This window comes from Pseudomonas caspiana (assembly GCF_002158995.1).
Classification (GTDB): Bacteria; Pseudomonadota; Gammaproteobacteria; order Pseudomonadales; family Pseudomonadaceae; genus Aquipseudomonas; species Aquipseudomonas caspiana.
In genome coordinates this window covers 135572-152585 of the sequence record NZ_LOHF01000007.1, presented here as the reverse complement: position 1 = coordinate 152585, position 17014 = coordinate 135572, and the positions used below count along the sequence as shown (strand labels likewise).

The following is a 17014-nucleotide window of genomic DNA, read 5'->3' as shown; positions in this document are numbered from 1 at the left end:
AGAGATTGAGTTCCCCGCTCAAATTAGCGCTAATATCCAGCGCTATTTGAGCGGAGTACATGGATGAAAGCCCGGTCTGACGAATTACAGGTATTTGTTTCAGTCATCGAAAGCGGTTCAATTTCTGCGGCGGCCGAGCAGATCGGACAGACGCCATCGGCCATCAGCCGTACGCTGTCGCGGCTCGAAGCGAAGCTTGAAACCACCCTGATCAACCGCACCACGCGGCGCATGGACCTGACGGAAGAGGGCAAGTACTTCCTCGAGCAGGCTCGACAGATCCTGGCGCAAATGGAAGACCTCGAAGAGCGCCTGTCACTGCGTCATCAGACCCCGGCCGGGCGTTTGCGTATCAACGCGGCATCGCCGTTCATGTTCCATTCGGTCGTACCTTACGTGGCCGAGTTTCGTCAGCGTTATCCGGAGATCCAGCTGGAGCTCAACACCAACGACTTGATCATCGATCTGCTGGAGCAAAGTACTGACGTCGCCATCCGGATCGGCACCCTCGCTGATTCAACGCTGCATGCCCGTTTTCTGGGCAGCAGCCCGTTGAATATTCTGGCCAGCCCGGCTTATCTTGAGCGCCATGGCCAGCCCAAAACCGTGGCGTCATTGAGCAACCATGTACTGCTGGGTTTCACCCACACCGAAACCCTCAACCATTGGCCGCTGCGCCATGCCGAGGGTGATCGCTTACTGATCCAGCCCGCCATTTCCGCGTCCAGTGGCGAGACCTTGCGCCATCTGGCTCTTGCGGGTGAGGGCATCGTCTGTCTGTCGCATTTCATGACCCACGAAGACATTCGCATGGGCCGCCTCAAAGTCATCCTCGCCAGTGCCAACAGCGGTCATCGCCAACCGATTCACGCGGTGTATTACCGCAACTCGCAGCTGGCGCTGAGGATTCAATGCTTCCTGGATTTCATTCAGGAGAAGATGAAGGGGTATGTGGTTTAGTCCAGACTTTGAGCGCAGTTCATGACGTGGGACCGGCTTTAGCCGGGAAGGCTGCATTTCGGGCGAAACATATGCAGTGCTGTACTGACCTCTTCCCGGCTGAAGCCGGTCCCACGTCGTGTGTGCTGTACTTCCATTTGCGTTTATCGCCTCGCTGGTCATTAATCAACGCCGTCTGACCTTCACATTAAGGAAGCCTCATGCGAGTGGTTATGTTCAAGACACTGGCTTTGTCAGTGGCAATCTTCAGTTCTTCTTCCGTATTTGCCGTCACGCTGGAAGGTGGCGCGGTGGCGTCGCCCGATGAATACGGCGCCAAGGTCGCGGCCGATGTGCTGCGCAAAGGGGGTAATGCGGTAGACGCTGCGGTGGCTACCGCATTCACGCTGGCCGTGACGTATCCCGAGGCGGGCAACATCGGCGGTGGCGGTTTCATGACCCTGTTCATGGACGGCAAACCGTACTTCCTCGATTACCGCGAAACAGCACCTAAAGCTGCCAGCCGCAACATGTACCTCAACGAAAAAGGCGAGGTGATCGAAAACATGAGCCTGGTCGGTGCGCGCGCAGTCGGCGTGCCGGGCACGGTCATGGGGTTGTGGGAAGCCCATCAGAAGTTCGGCAAGCTGAAATGGTCCGAGCTGCTGACGCCTGCCATTGGCTACGCGCAGAACGGCTTCAAGGTTGCTGAAAAACAGTACATGTACCGTCAGGAAGCCCTGGAGTTGTTCAAGGGCACCACTAACTTCAACGATTATTTCGGCAGCATGAAAGTCGGTGAAACCCTGCGTCAGCCCGAGCTGGCCAAGACCCTGGAGCGCATTGCCAACAAAGGTGCGGATGAGTTCTATAAAGGCGAAACCGCTGATCTGCTGGTCAAGCAGATGGAGCATGACAAGGGCCTGGTGACCAAGCAGGACCTGGCTGAATACAAAGCAGTCTGGCGCAAGCCGCTGCACGTCAATTGGCAGGGCAACACCCTGTACACCGCGCCTCTGCCCAGTTCAGGCGGTGTCGCGCTGGCGCAACTGATCGGCATCAAAGAACAGCGGGCTGATGATTTCAAAGGCGTAGCGCTGAACTCCGCCAAGTACATTCACCTGCTGGCGGAGATCGAAAAGCGCGTATTTGCTGACCGGGCGGATTATCTGGGCGACCCCAACTTCACCAAAGCACCCGTTGCAGAGTTGATCGACCCGAGTTATCTGGCCAAGCGTGCCAATGAGATCAATCCCACCGCCATCTCTCCGACCGAAAGCGTCAAGCCTGGGCTGGAGCCGCATCAGACCACGCACTTTTCAATCGTCGACAAACAGGGCAACGCGGTCAGCAACACCTACACGCTGAACTGGGACTACGGCAGCGGCGTGGTGGTGAAGGGCGCGGGCTTCCTGCTCAACGATGAGATGGACGATTTCAGCTCCAAGCCGGGCGTCGCCAACGCGTTTGGTGTGGTCGGTGGCAGCGCCAATGCCATTGAACCGGGCAAGCGCATGCTGTCGTCGATGAGTCCGAGCCTGGTAACGCGTGACGGTCAGGTAACGCTGGTGCTGGGCACACCCGGTGGCTCGCGGATCTTCACCTCGATCTTTCAGGTGCTGAACAACATCTATGACTACAAACTGCCGCTCAAGGAAGCTGTTGGCGCACAGCGGGTGCATCACCAGTTATTACCCAAAGACACCATTTACTACGATTCCCACGCGCCTTTGACCGGCAAGGTTGCCGACGAGCTGAAAGCCATGGGTTACACGCTGGAGGAGCAGGGCTGGGAGATGGGTAACGTGCAGGCGATCAAAGTGGATGGCACGAAGCTTGAAACCGCCTCGGACCCGCGGGGCAGGGGAGTGGGGATGGTGGTGCGGTGATTAACTCATTGCTGAATTGAAATGAAATTTATATGTGGGAGCAGAGCTTGCTCGCGATGAGGCTGGACGCGATTAACTTTAGGTCGCGTTCAGCCTTATCGCGAGCAAGCTCTGCTCCCACAAATGGTCAGCGTTTGTAGCTAATTAATGATGCTCACGCGTCGCGCGGAATTTCACGTCTGTCCAGCGCTCTTCCATCAAGGCCAGGTTAACCCGCGTTGGCGCGAGGTAGGTCAGGTGACCGCCGCCGTCCAGGGCCAGGTTTTCCACGGCTTTGACTTCAAAGTCTTCGAGCTTCTTCTTGTCCGCACAATCGATCCAGCGGGCTGAATACACGGTGATTGGCTCGTAAGCACATTCGACTTTGTATTCTTCCTTCAGGCGGCTCGCTACCACATCAAACTGCAGCACACCGACCGCACCGAGGATGATGTCGTTGCTGCGCAGCGGGAAGAACACCTGCGTGGCGCCTTCTTCGGCCAGTTGCTGCAGGCCCTGACGCAACTGCTTGGACTTGAGCGGATCTTTCAGGCGCACACGACGGAACAGTTCCGGGGCGAAGTGCGGGATACCGGTAAAGCCCAGGCTTTCGCCTTCGGTAAAGGTATCGCCGATCTGGATCGTGCCGTGGTTGTGCAAACCGATGATGTCGCCTGCGTAGGCCTCTTCAAGCATTTCACGCTCTGAGGAGAAGAACGTCAGCGCGTCACCAATCCGCACGTCTTTGCCCAAACGGACATGGCGCATTTTCATGCCCTTGTCGTAGCGGCCCGAACAGATACGCATGAACGCGATACGGTCGCGGTGTTTCGGGTCCATGTTCGCTTGAATCTTGAACACGAAACCGCTGAATTTCTCTTCCACGGGCTCGACGGTGCGCTCGTTGGCAACACGGGCCAAAGGCTTCGGTGCCCAGTTCACGACGGCATCAAGCACGTGATCGACACCGAAGTTGCCCAGTGCTGTACCGAAGAACACCGGCGTCAGTTGGCCGTTGATGAACTCTTCCTGATTGAACTCGTGGCAGGCGCCCTGCACCAGTTCCAGCTGTTCAACAAAACGGTCGTACTCGTCGCCCAAATGAGCGCGGGCTTCGTCCGAATCCAGCTTCTCGATGATGCGAGTGTCGGTGCGCTCGTGGCCGTGACCGGCGGTGTAAACAATGATGTAGTCGTCAGCCAGGTGATAAACACCCTTGAAGTCGCGGTAGCAACCAATCGGCCAGGTGATCGGTGCAGCCTTGATCTTCAGGACCGCTTCGATCTCGTCCAGCAACTCGATCGGGTCGCGAATGTCGCGGTCGAGCTTGTTGATGAAGCTGACGATTGGCGTATCACGCAGACGGCAAACGTCCATCAGGGCGATGGTCCGTGGCTCAACCCCTTTACCGCCATCGAGCACCATCAATGCGGAGTCGACCGCGGTCAGGGTGCGATAGGTGTCTTCGGAGAAGTCTTCGTGGCCCGGGGTGTCGAGCAGGTTGATCATGTGATCGCGATACGGGAACTGCATGACCGACGTGGTGATGGAGATGCCGCGTTGCTTCTCCATTTCCATCCAGTCGGAGGTCGCGTGACGATCTGATTTACGAGATTTCACCGTGCCGGCGACGGAAATGGCCTTGCCCATCAACAGCAGTTTTTCTGTGATGGTGGTTTTACCCGCATCCGGGTGGGAAATAATGGCGAAAGTGCGGCGTTTCGCGACTTCGGCGGCCTGTTGGGTCATGGGAAATCGCCTGGCAGGTGAGTCAAAAAAGGGCGCAGATTATAGCCTAAGTCGGGACAAGAACCGAACCGTTCAGCACATCGGCGGTGGCTAATTAATGTCTCACGTGGGAACCTTTCAGATCGTGGAGACGTCCATTCCCCCGTCAAGGCCAGTAAAACGGCCAACTTCAGGGGCTGATTAAATCAGCATGTTGGCTTGACGAAGCTGCGCTAATGGCTTGTGTTTTCGCCGAGGGCAACCTCAATGGCGACCCACCCGCTGCTCTTCGCGAACGTTATTCCTGGCTGCCTTTCAGGCTAGTCAACGGCAACGCGTTCGCCGACTGAAATAAGGAGTCCGCCTGTGGCTAATCGCTATGGCAAGGGGCTGATTGGAGGTGCGGTTGTAATCGCACTCCTGGCCCTGCTGATCCACTGGATCGGCATCAGTACTATCAAGCAATACCAAGGTGACCTGCTGTTCTATCTGCAAGCTCACCTGATTCTGGTTCTGGTTTCAATGTTGGCGGCCCTCGTGGTCGGGATCCCGGCGGGCATTGCCCTTAGCCGACCCAGTATGGTTGGCCGCGCCGAACGCTTCATGCAGATCTTCAACATTGGTAACACCATTCCGCCTCTCGCCGTTCTGGCCATTGCCCTCGGGATTCTCGGGATCGGCAGTGGGCCTGCGATCTTCGCGCTGTTCCTCGCCTCGCTGTTGCCCATCGTGCGCAACACCTATGAAGGCCTCAAAAACGTTCAGGGTTCACTCAAGGAAGCTGCGGTCGGTATCGGCATGACGCCGCGTCAGGTGTTGTGGCGGGTCGAATTGCCCAACGCCGTGCCGATCATTGTCGGCGGTGTGCGTGTGGCGCTGGCGATCAACGTCGGTACCGCGCCTCTGGCCTTCCTGATCGGTGCCAACAGCCTTGGCAGCCTGATCTTCCCGGGCATCGCCTTGAACAATCAGCCGCAACTGGTGCTGGGCGCAGCGTGTACCGCTCTGCTGGCGTTGCTGCTTGATGGTCTGGTGACACTCGCCAGTCGTACCTGGCTGGAACGTGGCCTGACTCGCTGAGCGAAAGGAATACCAATGAAAAAATTATGCTTGTTTTTAGGCTTTGCCATGCTGTTCCCGGCACTTGCCCAAGCGGCGGAAAAACCGCTGCTGCGCATTGGCGCTCGTGTGTTTACCGAGCAGACCATGCTGGCTGAACTCACTGCGCAATACCTGCGTACCAAGAACTACGACGTACAAATCACCGGCGGCCTGGGCAGTAACCTGGCGCGCAGCGCACAGGAAAGCGGTCAGCTGGATCTGCTGTGGGAATACACCGGCGTTTCGCTGGTTGCCTATAACCACATCGATGAAAAGCTCGACAGCGAACAAACCTACGCACGGGTGAAAGAAGTCGATGCGAAGAAAGGCCTGGTCTGGCTTTCCCCGTCGAAATTCAACAACACCTACGCCTTGGCGCTGCCGCAAAAAGTTGCGGACCAGTACCCGCAGGTCAACACCATGACCGACCTGACCAAAGTCCTCAAAGACGAAGCCAAAGAGGGTCATGTCGTAGCGCTGGACACCGAGTTCGCCAACCGTTCCGACGGCCTGATCGGCATGGTCAAGCATTACGACATGAATCTCGGTCGTGAGAACACTCGCCAGATGGACGCCGGACTGGTCTACACCGCGCTGCGTAACGGCCAGGTGTTTGCCGGTCTGGTTTACACCACCGACGGTCGCTTGAACGCTTTCAAACTCAAAGTGCTGGAAGACGACAAACACTACTTCCCGGACTACACCGCTGCCCCGGTGATCCGTCAGGAGTATCTGGACAAGCACCCGGAAATCGCCACGTTGCTCAAGCCGCTGGCTGATCTGCTGGACAACCAGACCATGATCGACCTCAACGCTCGCATCGACGTTGGTCACGAAAGCCCATCCACGGTTGCCGCAGATTTCCTGCGCCAGCACCCACTTAACTAAGGAAGGAGACGATATGAGTATTTTTAGCGCCTTCTCCCATCTGGACTGGGCACAGGTCATTCAACTGACCTGGCAGCACATCACCCTGGTTGGCATCGCTGTAACACTGGCCATCGTCGTCGGCGTTCCGCTGGGCGTATTGATGACCCGCTTCCCGGCGCTCGCTGGCCCGCTGCAAGCCAGCGCCACCGTGCTGCTGACTGTGCCGTCGATTGCCCTGTTCGGCCTGCTGCTGCCGTTCTACTCCAAGTTTGGTCAGGGCCTTGGCCCGATGCCAGCCATCACTGCCGTGTTCCTGTACTCGCTGCTGCCGATCATGCGTAACACCTACCTGGCGCTGACCGGTGTCGAGCCGGGTATCCGCGAAGCCGCCAAAGGCATCGGCATGACCTTCGGCCAGCGCCTGCGCATGGTTGAACTGCCTATCGCCGTGCCGGTGATCCTCGCTGGCGTGCGTACGGCCGTGGTGATGAACATCGGTGTCATGACCATCGCCGCCACCATCGGTGCTGGCGGTCTGGGTGTACTTATTCTTGCTTCAATCAGCCGCAGCGACATGTCGATGCTGATCGTCGGCGCGGTACTGGTCAGTATTCTGGCCATCATCGCTGACCTTCTTCTGCAATGGCTGCAACGCGCGCTGACTCCAAAAGGATTACTGAAATGATCGAACTTCAAAACCTCTCGAAAACTTTCCAAAGCAACGGTAAAGAAGTGAAGGCTGTCGATTCGGTCAGCCTCACCGTCAACGAAGGCGAGATCTGCGTCTTCCTCGGCCCGTCGGGTTGCGGCAAGTCCACTACGCTGAAAATGATCAACCGCCTGATCATGCCAACCTCCGGCAAAGTGCTGATCAACGGCGAAGACACGACTGATCTGGACGAAGTGACCCTGCGTCGCAACATCGGCTACGTGATTCAGCAGATCGGTCTGTTCCCGAACATGACCATCGAAGAAAACATCGTTGTTGTGCCGAAACTGTTGGGCTGGGACGCGAAACGTTGCCACGACCGTGCTCGTGAACTGATGAGCATGATCAAGCTGGAACCCAAGCAGTATCTGCACCGCTACCCGCGCGAACTGTCCGGTGGTCAGCAGCAGCGTATCGGTGTGATCCGCGCCCTGGCCGCCGATGCTCCTTTGCTGTTGATGGACGAACCGTTCGGTGCGGTCGACCCGATCAACCGCGAGATGATCCAGAACGAATTCTTCGAAATGCAGCGTGCGCTGAACAAGACCGTGATCATGGTCAGCCACGATATCGACGAAGCCATCAAGCTGGGCGACAAGATCGCGATCTTCCGTGCAGGCAAACTGCTGCAGATCGATCACCCGGACACCTTGCTGGCGCATCCGGCAGACGAGTTCGTTTCCAGCTTCGTCGGGCAGGACAGCACTCTGAAACGCTTGCTGCTGGTCAAAGCCGAAGACGCCGCGGACAACGCCCCATCGGTCAGCCCGGAAACCCCAGTTGCTGATGCGCTGGAAGTGATGGACGAAAACGACCGTCGCTACATCGTCGTGACGGATGCCGAGAACAAGGCCATGGGTTATGTGCGTCGTCGCGACCTGCATCGCCAGACGGGTACATGCCTGCCATTCCTGCGTCAGTTCAACGCCACCGCGGCTTACGACGAGCACTTGCGCATCCTGCTGTCGCGCATGTACGAGTTCAACCGCTCATGGCTTCCGGTGCTGGATGCCGAGAACGTGTTCCTGGGTGAGGTCACTCAGGAATCCATTGCCGAGTACCTGAGCTCGGGCCGTTCACGTGGCGGCAAGACGAGTATCGTTTCGCCGGCGGACATCGTGGCTGAAGCACAGGCCTGATCGCAGGTTGAACTGCCCCCCCAAAAGTTGGACACCTAATCCAGACTTTGGGGTGCAGTGCACGACGTGGGACCGGCTTTAGCCGGGAAGGCGGTAGTTTTGACGACAAAGATGTACCGACTGTACTGGCCTCTTCCCGGCTAAAGCCGGTCCCACGTCAGTGTGGGGGTACGCTCTATCGCGGCTCGACTGACACCAAAGATCGCTCAATCAACCCCTGCGCAATCTCGACCAGGTGCACCACCGAAAACGCCAGGTCGCGTTTCTGGCCGGTGAGCTGGTCGCTGGATTCGTAGGCGGTGGCGGCTGCGCCACGCAGCAGGTCGCTGGCGCGTTGGAGGTCCTGCTCGAGGGTGGTGGGATTTTTTATCAAGATGCAGCTCCTCAATATTATGGAGCCTCCGATTGCCGTTCTCACGCGGAAAGGGTGGCAGCGATGAACAGGGTGAGAAACCGGTGAGGAGCGTCCGGCCAGACCTAGGTCTGCCTGCACACAGCCGCCATATCTGACTGACAGACTGATGCACCTCATTACAACCGAGTTCTCACACCCGGCCACTGATTTACAGTGGCGGAGCGCAGGCTAGTTCCGGGAAATGGCAGGCGCAAGCGGGTTTGAGTTTCTAGGAAACTTCACACGGGAGATAGGGACGGGTCATTCGCAATCGTCACATTTTTTGTAGGAAACACGGGTTTTGCAGGGGACTCTTATGTGGGAGCTGGGCTTGCCCGCGATAAGGCTGAATACGATAGACCTGATATCTGCGGCGACCTTATCGCGGGCAAGCCCAGCTCCCACAGGTACTGCGGTGATAGAGCTACCGAGAATGAGCCAGCTCATTGCCCATTTACCTCAAAAATGAACATCAAGCTGTCACACGTGTCCGTTACTACAATGGGGCAGTGGTGCCGATCCGGCAGAAACGTCTGCAAATGCGACATTTTTTGTTGATCTCTGACCCCTCAGGTCCTACAGTTCGCGCCGAACGTCCATGCTGGAAACGATCCATCCGGCTCAAGTACTGACGACGAGACAGCAAGGCCATAGGGAATGCGCTTCCTGGTGGCCTTTTTGCTTTCGGCGGACATGCCTTGGGAAGTAGGCGAACCAAAGTGGGGATACGGAGGACGTTCATTTGCACCCATTGATTAATGCAGTTTGCCAGTAGGAGTTTCCGCATGCCGATTCAGGTCGAAGACTATTTCCAGCGCGACACCTTCAACAAAATGAAGGCGTTTGCCGACAAGCAAGAAACCCCGTTCGTGGTCATCGATACCCAGATGATCAGCCAGGCCTACGATGACCTGCGCGCAGGCTTCGAATTCGCCAAGGTTTACTACGCCGTCAAAGCCAACCCGGCTGTCGAGATCATCGACCTGCTCAAGGAAAAAGGTTCGAGCTTCGACATCGCCTCGATCTATGAGCTGGACAAGGTCATGGACCGCGGTGTCACTCCAGACCGCATCAGCTACGGCAACACCATCAAGAAATCCAAGGACATCCGCTACTTCTACGAGAAGGGCGTGCGTCTGTTCTCCACCGACTCCGAAGCTGACCTGCGCAACATCGCCAAGGCCGCGCCGGGTTCGAAAGTCTACGTGCGTATCCTCACCGAAGGCTCGACCACGGCTGACTGGCCTTTGTCGCGTAAATTCGGCTGTCAGACCGACATGGCGATGGATCTGCTGATCCTGGCGCGTGATCTGGGTCTGGTGCCTTACGGCCTATCGTTCCACGTCGGTTCGCAACAGCGCGATATCAGCGTCTGGGACGCCGCGATTGCCAAGGTCAAAGTGATCTTCGAGCGTCTGAAAGAAGAAGACGGCATCGTTCTCAAGCTGATCAACATGGGCGGCGGCTTCCCGGCCAACTACATCACCCGCACCAACAGCCTGGAAACCTACGCTGAAGAAATCATTCGCTACCTGAAAGAAGACTTCGGCGATGATCTGCCGGAAATCATTCTGGAGCCGGGTCGTTCGTTGATCGCCAACGCCGGTATTCTGGTCAGCGAAGTGGTTCTGGTGTCGCGTAAATCCCGCACTGCGGTAGAGCGCTGGGTATACACGGACGTGGGCAAGTTCTCCGGCCTGATCGAAACCATGGACGAAGCCATTAAGTTCCCGATCTGGACCGAGAAGAAGGGCGAGATGGAAGAAGTGGTGATCGCCGGTCCAACCTGCGACAGCGCCGACATCATGTACGAAAACTACAAGTATGGCCTGCCGCTGAACCTGGCCATCGGTGACCGCCTGTACTGGTTGTCCACCGGTGCCTACACCACCAGCTATAGCGCCGTAGAGTTCAATGGCTTCCCGCCGCTGAAGTCGTTCTATATCTGACGACCTGCTGACAAGGCAGGGTAAAAAGAAAACCCGCGAGTGATCGCGGGTTTTTTGTGGGCGCGTGATGGTCTGATTTCATTCTGAAGCTGCCTCGCTACCGAGGTGCGTGGCCAGCAGGGTCTGAGGACCATTGCGTTAAGCCTTACAGCAGTTCTCGAATCCGTTTGATCATGCGGTTTGCCTCATCAAGCCGGATACTCATCAGGTTCATCTGCAGCACGAATATCCGCACGTTACTGCCCTCACTGATTCTTAAAAGCTGCCGTCTGGAATCCGCCAAAGTGTCGCGTTGGAGGGTGCAATAGGCATGCAGCCTGTTAGCGGCCTCGACCGCAGCAAAATACGCTGCCCTCGACGACTGAAGGCTGGCATAGGCCGCTTCAAGTTGTTTGCGCACCGGCTCGGTGAATGTTAAGTCTTGCCTGCGATGCCGAGCTTCATGCTCCGCTATCTTGACCCGCATGAAATCAATCACGCGCGGGATGATATCGACGGTGCTTTGCTGAATCAGCTTCATATCCTGGAGGGCGATATACAGTCGGTTCTCGAACGCGATAAGCGTTTCCGACTGGGTGTACGTAACGTCATAGGTTTGGCTGGAAGGGCTGATGCCGAGCTTCCCGTTGATAGTGAAAGGGGCCGCGTGCAGCCGCAGGGTATTGAGGTTTTCAAGGGCACTGTGGCTATCATCAGACTGTTCATAAAGGTTGAGTTGAGTAACGAGTGCGATGGCATCGTCAATAAGCCGTGTGACATCCACATGAAACTGTCGGAGCTCCGTCGCCATTTTTGGCCACAGCGGGATATCCCTTTGGGCACGTGCAGCAACAGGACTCATGGCCGGGTGTGTGCTACTGCTCAGTAATGGCAAGCCGAGAATTTTTAAAAAGTTATCGAGATGGTCAGGGAGGCGTTCAAGGTAAATCCGAAAGTTATCCAGCCCCGCGGCTTGAGACTCATCGGCCATAACGGCATTTATTTTGGTATTCACGTTTTGACGTTCCAAAGTGCGCCACGAACTGCAAGCCTTATCAAAAGACTTGCAGTTCTTGTCCGGTTTTTATTGAACGGCTGTGAGATAAGTCACGACTTCTTTAGCGTCTTTACTCCACTGCTCGACCGCTTCACTGCCATTGGGCGTCAGCGCATATTTGGTGGTGAACGCTTTCAGCGATGCGATAATTTTAGAGTACTCCCGAATGTAAATCTGACGGGTATCGTCAAAGCGGTGGATATTCTCGATAAAGCCAGTTCGCTGCGCGACGGTTCTGGCTTCCTCTTTTTTGCGATTGATTTTCTGTGTTTCCTCATCAATACGGGTATGTCTGTTTTCGCGCAGGCTTAACAAGCCGTAGTAGTTCAGCGCCGCGTCAAGGTCGGCGAGCGACTTCTGCAACAGATCAAGCGCAGCTTTCACCACAGCGGCTTGTGGACCCGCAAGCTGAAGTGCGGCGAGCGTCTCGGCGTTCAAGATGGCCTCTGCACCAATGTCGGCAAAGCCCTTGTTTTCGATTGCCTGAATAGCACTGTTGAGCGTAGTGCGTTCACCTTCCAGCATGCTTTTGCGTTCTTCGAGCGCGGCGATGTCTTCAGGTAGTTTGGCGGCCTGAATCGTGAGCCCGTTGAGGGACGTCAGCGTTGATTCGCGATTGAACGTCTCGTTTATCAACCCCAGATGATCAACCAGCTTTCTGGTCTCGGCTGCCGTGGCGGTTGTTGCTGCAATCGGGATATTGGAAAGACTCTTGAGAATGTATTCGCGATCACTTTCATCCTCAGTGTCGGTGAGTTCTTTCTGATAGCGGGCTATGTTTTCCATCTTGAGCTGCAGGTCATAAAATATCTGTTGGGCAGACGCGGTCAGGCCTGAATGCGCTTGACTCAGCGCGCTGTTCAGATGGTTGAACTTCGCATAGAGCGTCGGCAAGTATTCCGTTGCGTCGTGATACACAGTGGCAGCTCTCATTGCTGAGTCACACGTTTCTTTTGCCTCACGCATCGCTTGCAGGTCGGGCTCGTCAATCATCATGGTAGCGCTCGCTAATCTCAAACTCCGTGACTGGATAAGTGTCTGGGGACCATAGGTTTCACGAAACTCTTTATCGGCCTGATCGAAGACCTCATACAGCTGGTAAGCATCGCGACTGATGGTTTCCCAAGGTCTGACCACTGAGCGAAAGTGATCCATAAACTGGTACAGGCTCAGCGCATCATTGATTTCCTCCACGCCCTTTCTGGACCGATCAATGAAGAGGGTGATCTTGTTCCAGACGGTCACCAGGTTTTTGGTGGCGATGTCTGCATCAACGACAATGATATCCAGGTCCTGAAGGTCCGACCGGACCCGGTGCAGAGCGCCAAGAACTTTGTCTTTAGTGCGCATTTCTGCGATCTTCCCTTGCTGCTCCTTTTGTAAGTCATTGCGCGCCTTGCGAATTTTTTCCGCTTCAACCCCGGTATAGATTGATACCGCCAGCCCGATAATATTCAATTTGGATGCCGCATCCAGGGCTGCTCTCACGGATGTTTTGTAGGCGTTGTTCAACTCCTCGATTTTTTTGGCGCGCTCTTCGATGTCTTCACTCAACAACTTGATGAGGTCTGCGAGGGCGCTGTTATTGATAGTCGCGATCTTGATTTTTATCTCGGGAAGCACTTTTTCAGCAAGGTCGCCGCTGAAAGTGTCCAGGCGCTTTTTGATGTCTGTCGCTTCAGTGTGCTGACGATTGACCGCTTCAAATATGTTATCGAGGAAGTAGCTGAATTGACTGACGGTGCTTTTGTCTTGCGCATCCAGGTTGAACTCGCTGAGTCGATCGCCGAGTTCATCTTTTAGTTTTTTGACATCTTCCAGTGTCTTGAGATCGTACCCGTCGAGTTTCTTCAGTGCGTTCACATCTGCGTAGATATTCTCCATGGTGTTGCCATTGTTTTTAATGTCGTCGGCAAAGATCTGAAGTTTGCTGGTCACGGCAATCAAGTCTGTCCGAAGCGGATTCCATGTACGCGCATGGCTGTTTATCAACGTAAAGGTTTTCTGAAAGTCCCTTGGCTCCAGGCCTTTGCCAGCACCTTCACCTTCGTTGTAACCCAGATAACCAATCACAGCGCCCGTTTCGGTCGGCAGTGCAAGGCCTGCCACTTCGTAGTGCTTAATGTTCTTGATTTGTTCTTTGGTCAGAATCAAGCCTGGTTCGCGAGTTGAATCTTCCATTCGACCGATGGAGGCATCCATAAGAATTTGTGGCGCTCTGCTGGCCTCGTCGGCGAGGACGTCATCGGTCACCGGGGTATCATCGTGATGAGTCATTTCATTAATCCTTTAATGAATGGGTTGGTGGAGCCTTGTCAGTATCTATCGGTGCAGATTCCTGCTGCACACTTGCTAGGCTAGGTGCGCTGTTTGTGTGGGTCAAAACGCGAAGTAAGTCCAGGTGTGTAGCGGTTAACACATTGATGTTTCACGGTAGGGCTAAGTTTTTGCCTCCTGTTATTCAGAACACCGGTAAACATTGAGAGTGAGCCCGTTTTTTCATGAAGGCCATAACTCGTTGGCGATGCGTCCTACACGCACTGTAGGGGCGGTTACTTTGGTAAAAAATGCGTTCCTACACACAGCGTCACCTGAGAGCTGGTGGACGAGATAAATGCTGTGCGCTGTCAAGAATCGGATACAGATGAGAATTCATGCCTTTCAGGCGCATAATGCGCCGCATTGCGGGTCCATGAGGTCGTAAGGGTGTTGAAGAAGATTCTGTTTCAAATCCATTGGTTCTTCGGCATCACGGCCGGGCTGGTGCTGGCGTTGATGGGCATCACCGGGGCGATCTATTCGTTCGAGGACGAAATACTTGAGTGGATCAACCCGGATGCCTTGATTATCGAGGCGCGTGGCACACCGCTGCCTCCGATAGAGCTGGTACGCAAGCTTGAAGCCGAAACGGGCCTGACCGTGGCGATCTTGCGGGTGCAGACTGTCGGGGATAAAGCTGCACAGGTTTATTTCACCCCGCCCCCCGGCGAGCGGCGTGGGCCAATGCGCAATTTCAATCCGTACACCGGCGAAGTCACGGGCGACGCTGCGGGGGCAGGTTTTTTTGATTTCGTCTTGCGGCTGCATCGCTTTCTGGCCATGGGGGAATACGGTAAACAGGTGACGGCAGCCTGTACGCTGATTCTGATTTTCTTTTGCCTGTCCGGGCTCTATCTGCGCTGGCCGCGCAAGGCGCTGAACTGGCGCATCTGGCTGACCATGGACTGGGCCAAAAAAGGCCGCAGTTTCAACTGGGATCTGCATTCGGTGTTCGGTACCTGGTGTCTGCTGTTCTATCTGCTGTTCGCCATTACCGGATTGAACTGGTCTTACGACTGGTTCAGCAACGGCATGCATGCCTTGCTCGGCGATGCGCCAATCGGCGAACAGCGGCGTGGCGGCGGAATGCGCCCAGCGGGCACAAACGAACCCGCACCGAAAGCGGACTATGTTGCGATCTGGAACAGCATTCAGTCGACGGCCGGTCCGGGATTGGCCTCGTACAATATCCGCCTGCCCAACGCGGCCGGTCAGCCCGCAACAATCTTCTATCTGCTCAAGGATTCGCCACATCCTCGGGCGCTGAACCAGATCACCCTCGATCCCGCTACGGGCAAAATCAGTGCTGTCTCCCGCTACGCCGAAAAGAGCTTCGGCGCACAGTTGCTGGTCAGTAATTACAGTCTGCATGTGGGCAGTTACTTCGGCATGCCCGGACGCATCATCATGACCGTTGCGTCACTGATGATGCCGCTGTTCTTCATCACCGGCTGGTTGTTGTATCTGGATCGTCGGCGCAAGAAACGCGATGTGCGCAATGCGCGTGCGGGCGTCGCAAGCCATGCCGAAGGGCCCGCCTGGCTGATCGGGTTTGCGAGCCAGAGCGGTTTTGCCGAACAGTTGGCCTGGCAGACGGCGGGGCAACTGCAGGCTGCTGGGATGCCGGTTAACGTCCAACGGCTGGCCAATGTAACCGAACAGGACCTGAACCAAAGCCGCAATGCGCTGTTTGTGGTGAGCACTTTCGGAGATGGCGAAGCGCCGGACAGCGCCCGGGGGTTCGAACGCAAGCTGCTCGGTACAGAGTTGTCGCTTGAGAACCTCAATTACGCCGTGCTGGGGCTTGGCGATCGGCAATATCAGCACTTCTGCGCGTTTGCCCATCGCTTGCAGGACTGGCTGAAAGAGCGGGGTGGCCAGTCGCTGTTCGCCGCTGTTGAAGTGGACAGTGCCGATCCGGTTGCCTTGCAACACTGGCAGCAACAGCTGGGGCAATTGACCGGCAGCACGCCGGCCGCGCTCTGGCAGGCACCGGCGTATGACAACTGGACTTTGTCACAGCGCGAACTGCTCAACCCTGGCAGCAGCGGTTCGAAGGTATTTCTGCTCGGCCTTACACCGCCACCTTCACTGACGTGGGAGGCCGGCGATCTGGTGGAAGTCATGCCACGTAACAGTTCGCAGGCCGTGGAGGACTTCCTCGCGGGCCTGGGCATCGCCGTTAACTCTCTGGTCAGCGTGAGCGGGCTGGAAGAGCCTATTGAGGTCGCACTGGCCAGTCGGCAACTGCCTCGTCATCGGGCACATCTGGTCGGGCTGCATGCTCAGGCATTGATTGATGCGCTGGTGCCGTTGACACCGCGTGAATACTCCATTGCGTCTATTGCCGAGGATGGCGTCCTTGAGCTGATCGTGCGACAGGAGCTGCATCCCGATGGCAGCCTGGGGCTGGGTTCCGGCTGGCTGACGGAGCATGTGGCGGTTAATGGTTCGGTCAGTTTGAGGGTTAGACGTAACAGCAGCTTTCATCTGCCCAATGAACCGCGTCCGCTGATCCTGTTAGGCAACGGCACCGGACTCGCCGGGTTGCGCAGTTTGCTCAAGGCGCGCATTGCACAGGGGCAGATGCGTAACTGGTTGCTGTTTGGTGAGCGTAATCAGGCCCATGATTTCCACTGCGGCAGTGAGCTGCAAGCATGGTTGGCAGCAGAGCAGCTCGAGCGGCTGGATCTGGCGTTTTCTCGTGATCAGGCTGAGAAGATCTACGTGCAGGACCGCTTGCTTCAGGCCGCTGACGAGTTAAAGCGTTGGCTTGTGGACGGCGCAGCGATTTACATCTGCGGCAGCCTGGAAGGCATGGCGGCAGGAGTGGATGCGGCGTTGATCGAAATCCTCGGCGCACAGGCAGTCGGGGAGTTGATCGAGCAGGGGCGTTATCGAAGGGATGTTTATTAGAGATTTATGGCCGAAGTGAGGACCTGTAGGAGCTGAGCTTGCTCGC

At 56.2% G+C, this 17014-nt stretch carries 12 protein-coding genes; 8 read left to right on the top strand and 4 right to left on the bottom strand.

Annotated elements, in window-relative coordinates; all coding sequences use genetic code 11:
* Positions 1-63 precede the first annotated feature (63 nt).
* On the top strand, positions 64-960 hold the full coding sequence (locus tag AUC60_RS10980) for a LysR family transcriptional regulator (protein ID WP_087266629.1): 897 nt from the start codon (positions 64-66) through the stop codon (positions 958-960).
* Between the two features lie 200 nt (positions 961-1160).
* A complete protein-coding gene (gene ggt, locus AUC60_RS10975; protein WP_087266627.1) occupies positions 1161-2828 on the top strand; it encodes a gamma-glutamyltransferase in 1668 nt (555 codons plus the stop codon).
* A gap of 144 nt (positions 2829-2972) precedes the next feature.
* Here the strand turns inward: ggt and AUC60_RS10970 are convergent, their stop codons facing one another.
* Complete coding sequence (locus AUC60_RS10970) at positions 2973-4556, bottom strand: peptide chain release factor 3 (RefSeq protein ID WP_087266625.1); 1584 nt, start codon at positions 4554-4556, stop codon at positions 2973-2975.
* Between the two features lie 345 nt (positions 4557-4901).
* Between AUC60_RS10970 and AUC60_RS10960 the strand changes: the two genes are divergently transcribed.
* From AUC60_RS10960 to AUC60_RS10945, 4 genes are read left to right on the top strand one after another with little or no spacing between them, the layout of a single operon-like run.
* Positions 4902-5615 carry an ABC transporter permease gene (locus AUC60_RS10960; protein ID WP_087266623.1) on the top strand — a complete coding sequence of 238 codons (714 nt, stop codon included), beginning with the start codon at positions 4902-4904 and terminating at the stop codon, positions 5613-5615.
* 15 nt (positions 5616-5630) lie between these two features.
* The gene (locus tag AUC60_RS10955; protein ID WP_087266621.1) at positions 5631-6524 is read left to right on the top strand and encodes a glycine betaine ABC transporter substrate-binding protein; all 894 of its coding nucleotides are present in this window, start codon (positions 5631-5633) and stop codon (positions 6522-6524) included.
* Between the two features lie 13 nt (positions 6525-6537).
* Complete coding sequence (locus tag AUC60_RS10950; protein WP_087266619.1) at positions 6538-7191, top strand: ABC transporter permease; 654 nt, start codon at positions 6538-6540, stop codon at positions 7189-7191.
* Positions 7188-8354: an osmoprotectant ABC transporter ATP-binding protein OsmV gene (locus tag AUC60_RS10945; protein WP_087266617.1), complete on the top strand. Its 1167-nt coding sequence runs from the start codon at positions 7188-7190 to the stop codon at positions 8352-8354. Before AUC60_RS10950 ends, AUC60_RS10945 begins: the two co-directional genes overlap by 4 nt.
* 175 nt (positions 8355-8529) lie before the next feature.
* On the opposite strand, the gene AUC60_RS10940 is transcribed toward AUC60_RS10945, so the two are convergent.
* Positions 8530-8727 (bottom strand): DUF6124 family protein, encoded by a 198-nt coding sequence (locus AUC60_RS10940; RefSeq protein ID WP_238599555.1) that lies wholly within the window; start codon positions 8725-8727, stop codon positions 8530-8532.
* Positions 8728-9533: 806 nt separating this feature from the next.
* Between AUC60_RS10940 and AUC60_RS10935 the strand changes: the two genes are divergently transcribed.
* A complete protein-coding gene (locus tag AUC60_RS10935) occupies positions 9534-10697 on the top strand; it encodes a type III PLP-dependent enzyme (protein WP_087266615.1) in 1164 nt (387 codons plus the stop codon).
* A 145-nt stretch (positions 10698-10842) separates the two neighbouring features.
* Here the strand turns inward: AUC60_RS10935 and AUC60_RS10930 are convergent, their stop codons facing one another.
* Both AUC60_RS10930 and AUC60_RS27850 read right to left on the bottom strand, forming a co-directional pair.
* On the bottom strand, positions 10843-11691 hold the full coding sequence (locus AUC60_RS10930; RefSeq protein WP_144443251.1) for a hypothetical protein: 849 nt from the start codon (positions 11689-11691) through the stop codon (positions 10843-10845).
* A gap of 69 nt (positions 11692-11760) precedes the next feature.
* Complete coding sequence (locus AUC60_RS27850; RefSeq protein ID WP_158099110.1) at positions 11761-14010, bottom strand: alpha-xenorhabdolysin family binary toxin subunit A; 2250 nt, start codon at positions 14008-14010, stop codon at positions 11761-11763.
* A gap of 432 nt (positions 14011-14442) precedes the next feature.
* On the opposite strand from AUC60_RS27850, the gene AUC60_RS10920 reads away from it, so the two are divergent.
* Positions 14443-16968, top strand: coding sequence for a PepSY domain-containing protein (locus tag AUC60_RS10920; RefSeq protein WP_087266790.1), 2526 nt, complete (start codon positions 14443-14445; stop codon positions 16966-16968).
* Positions 16969-17014 lie beyond the last annotated feature (46 nt).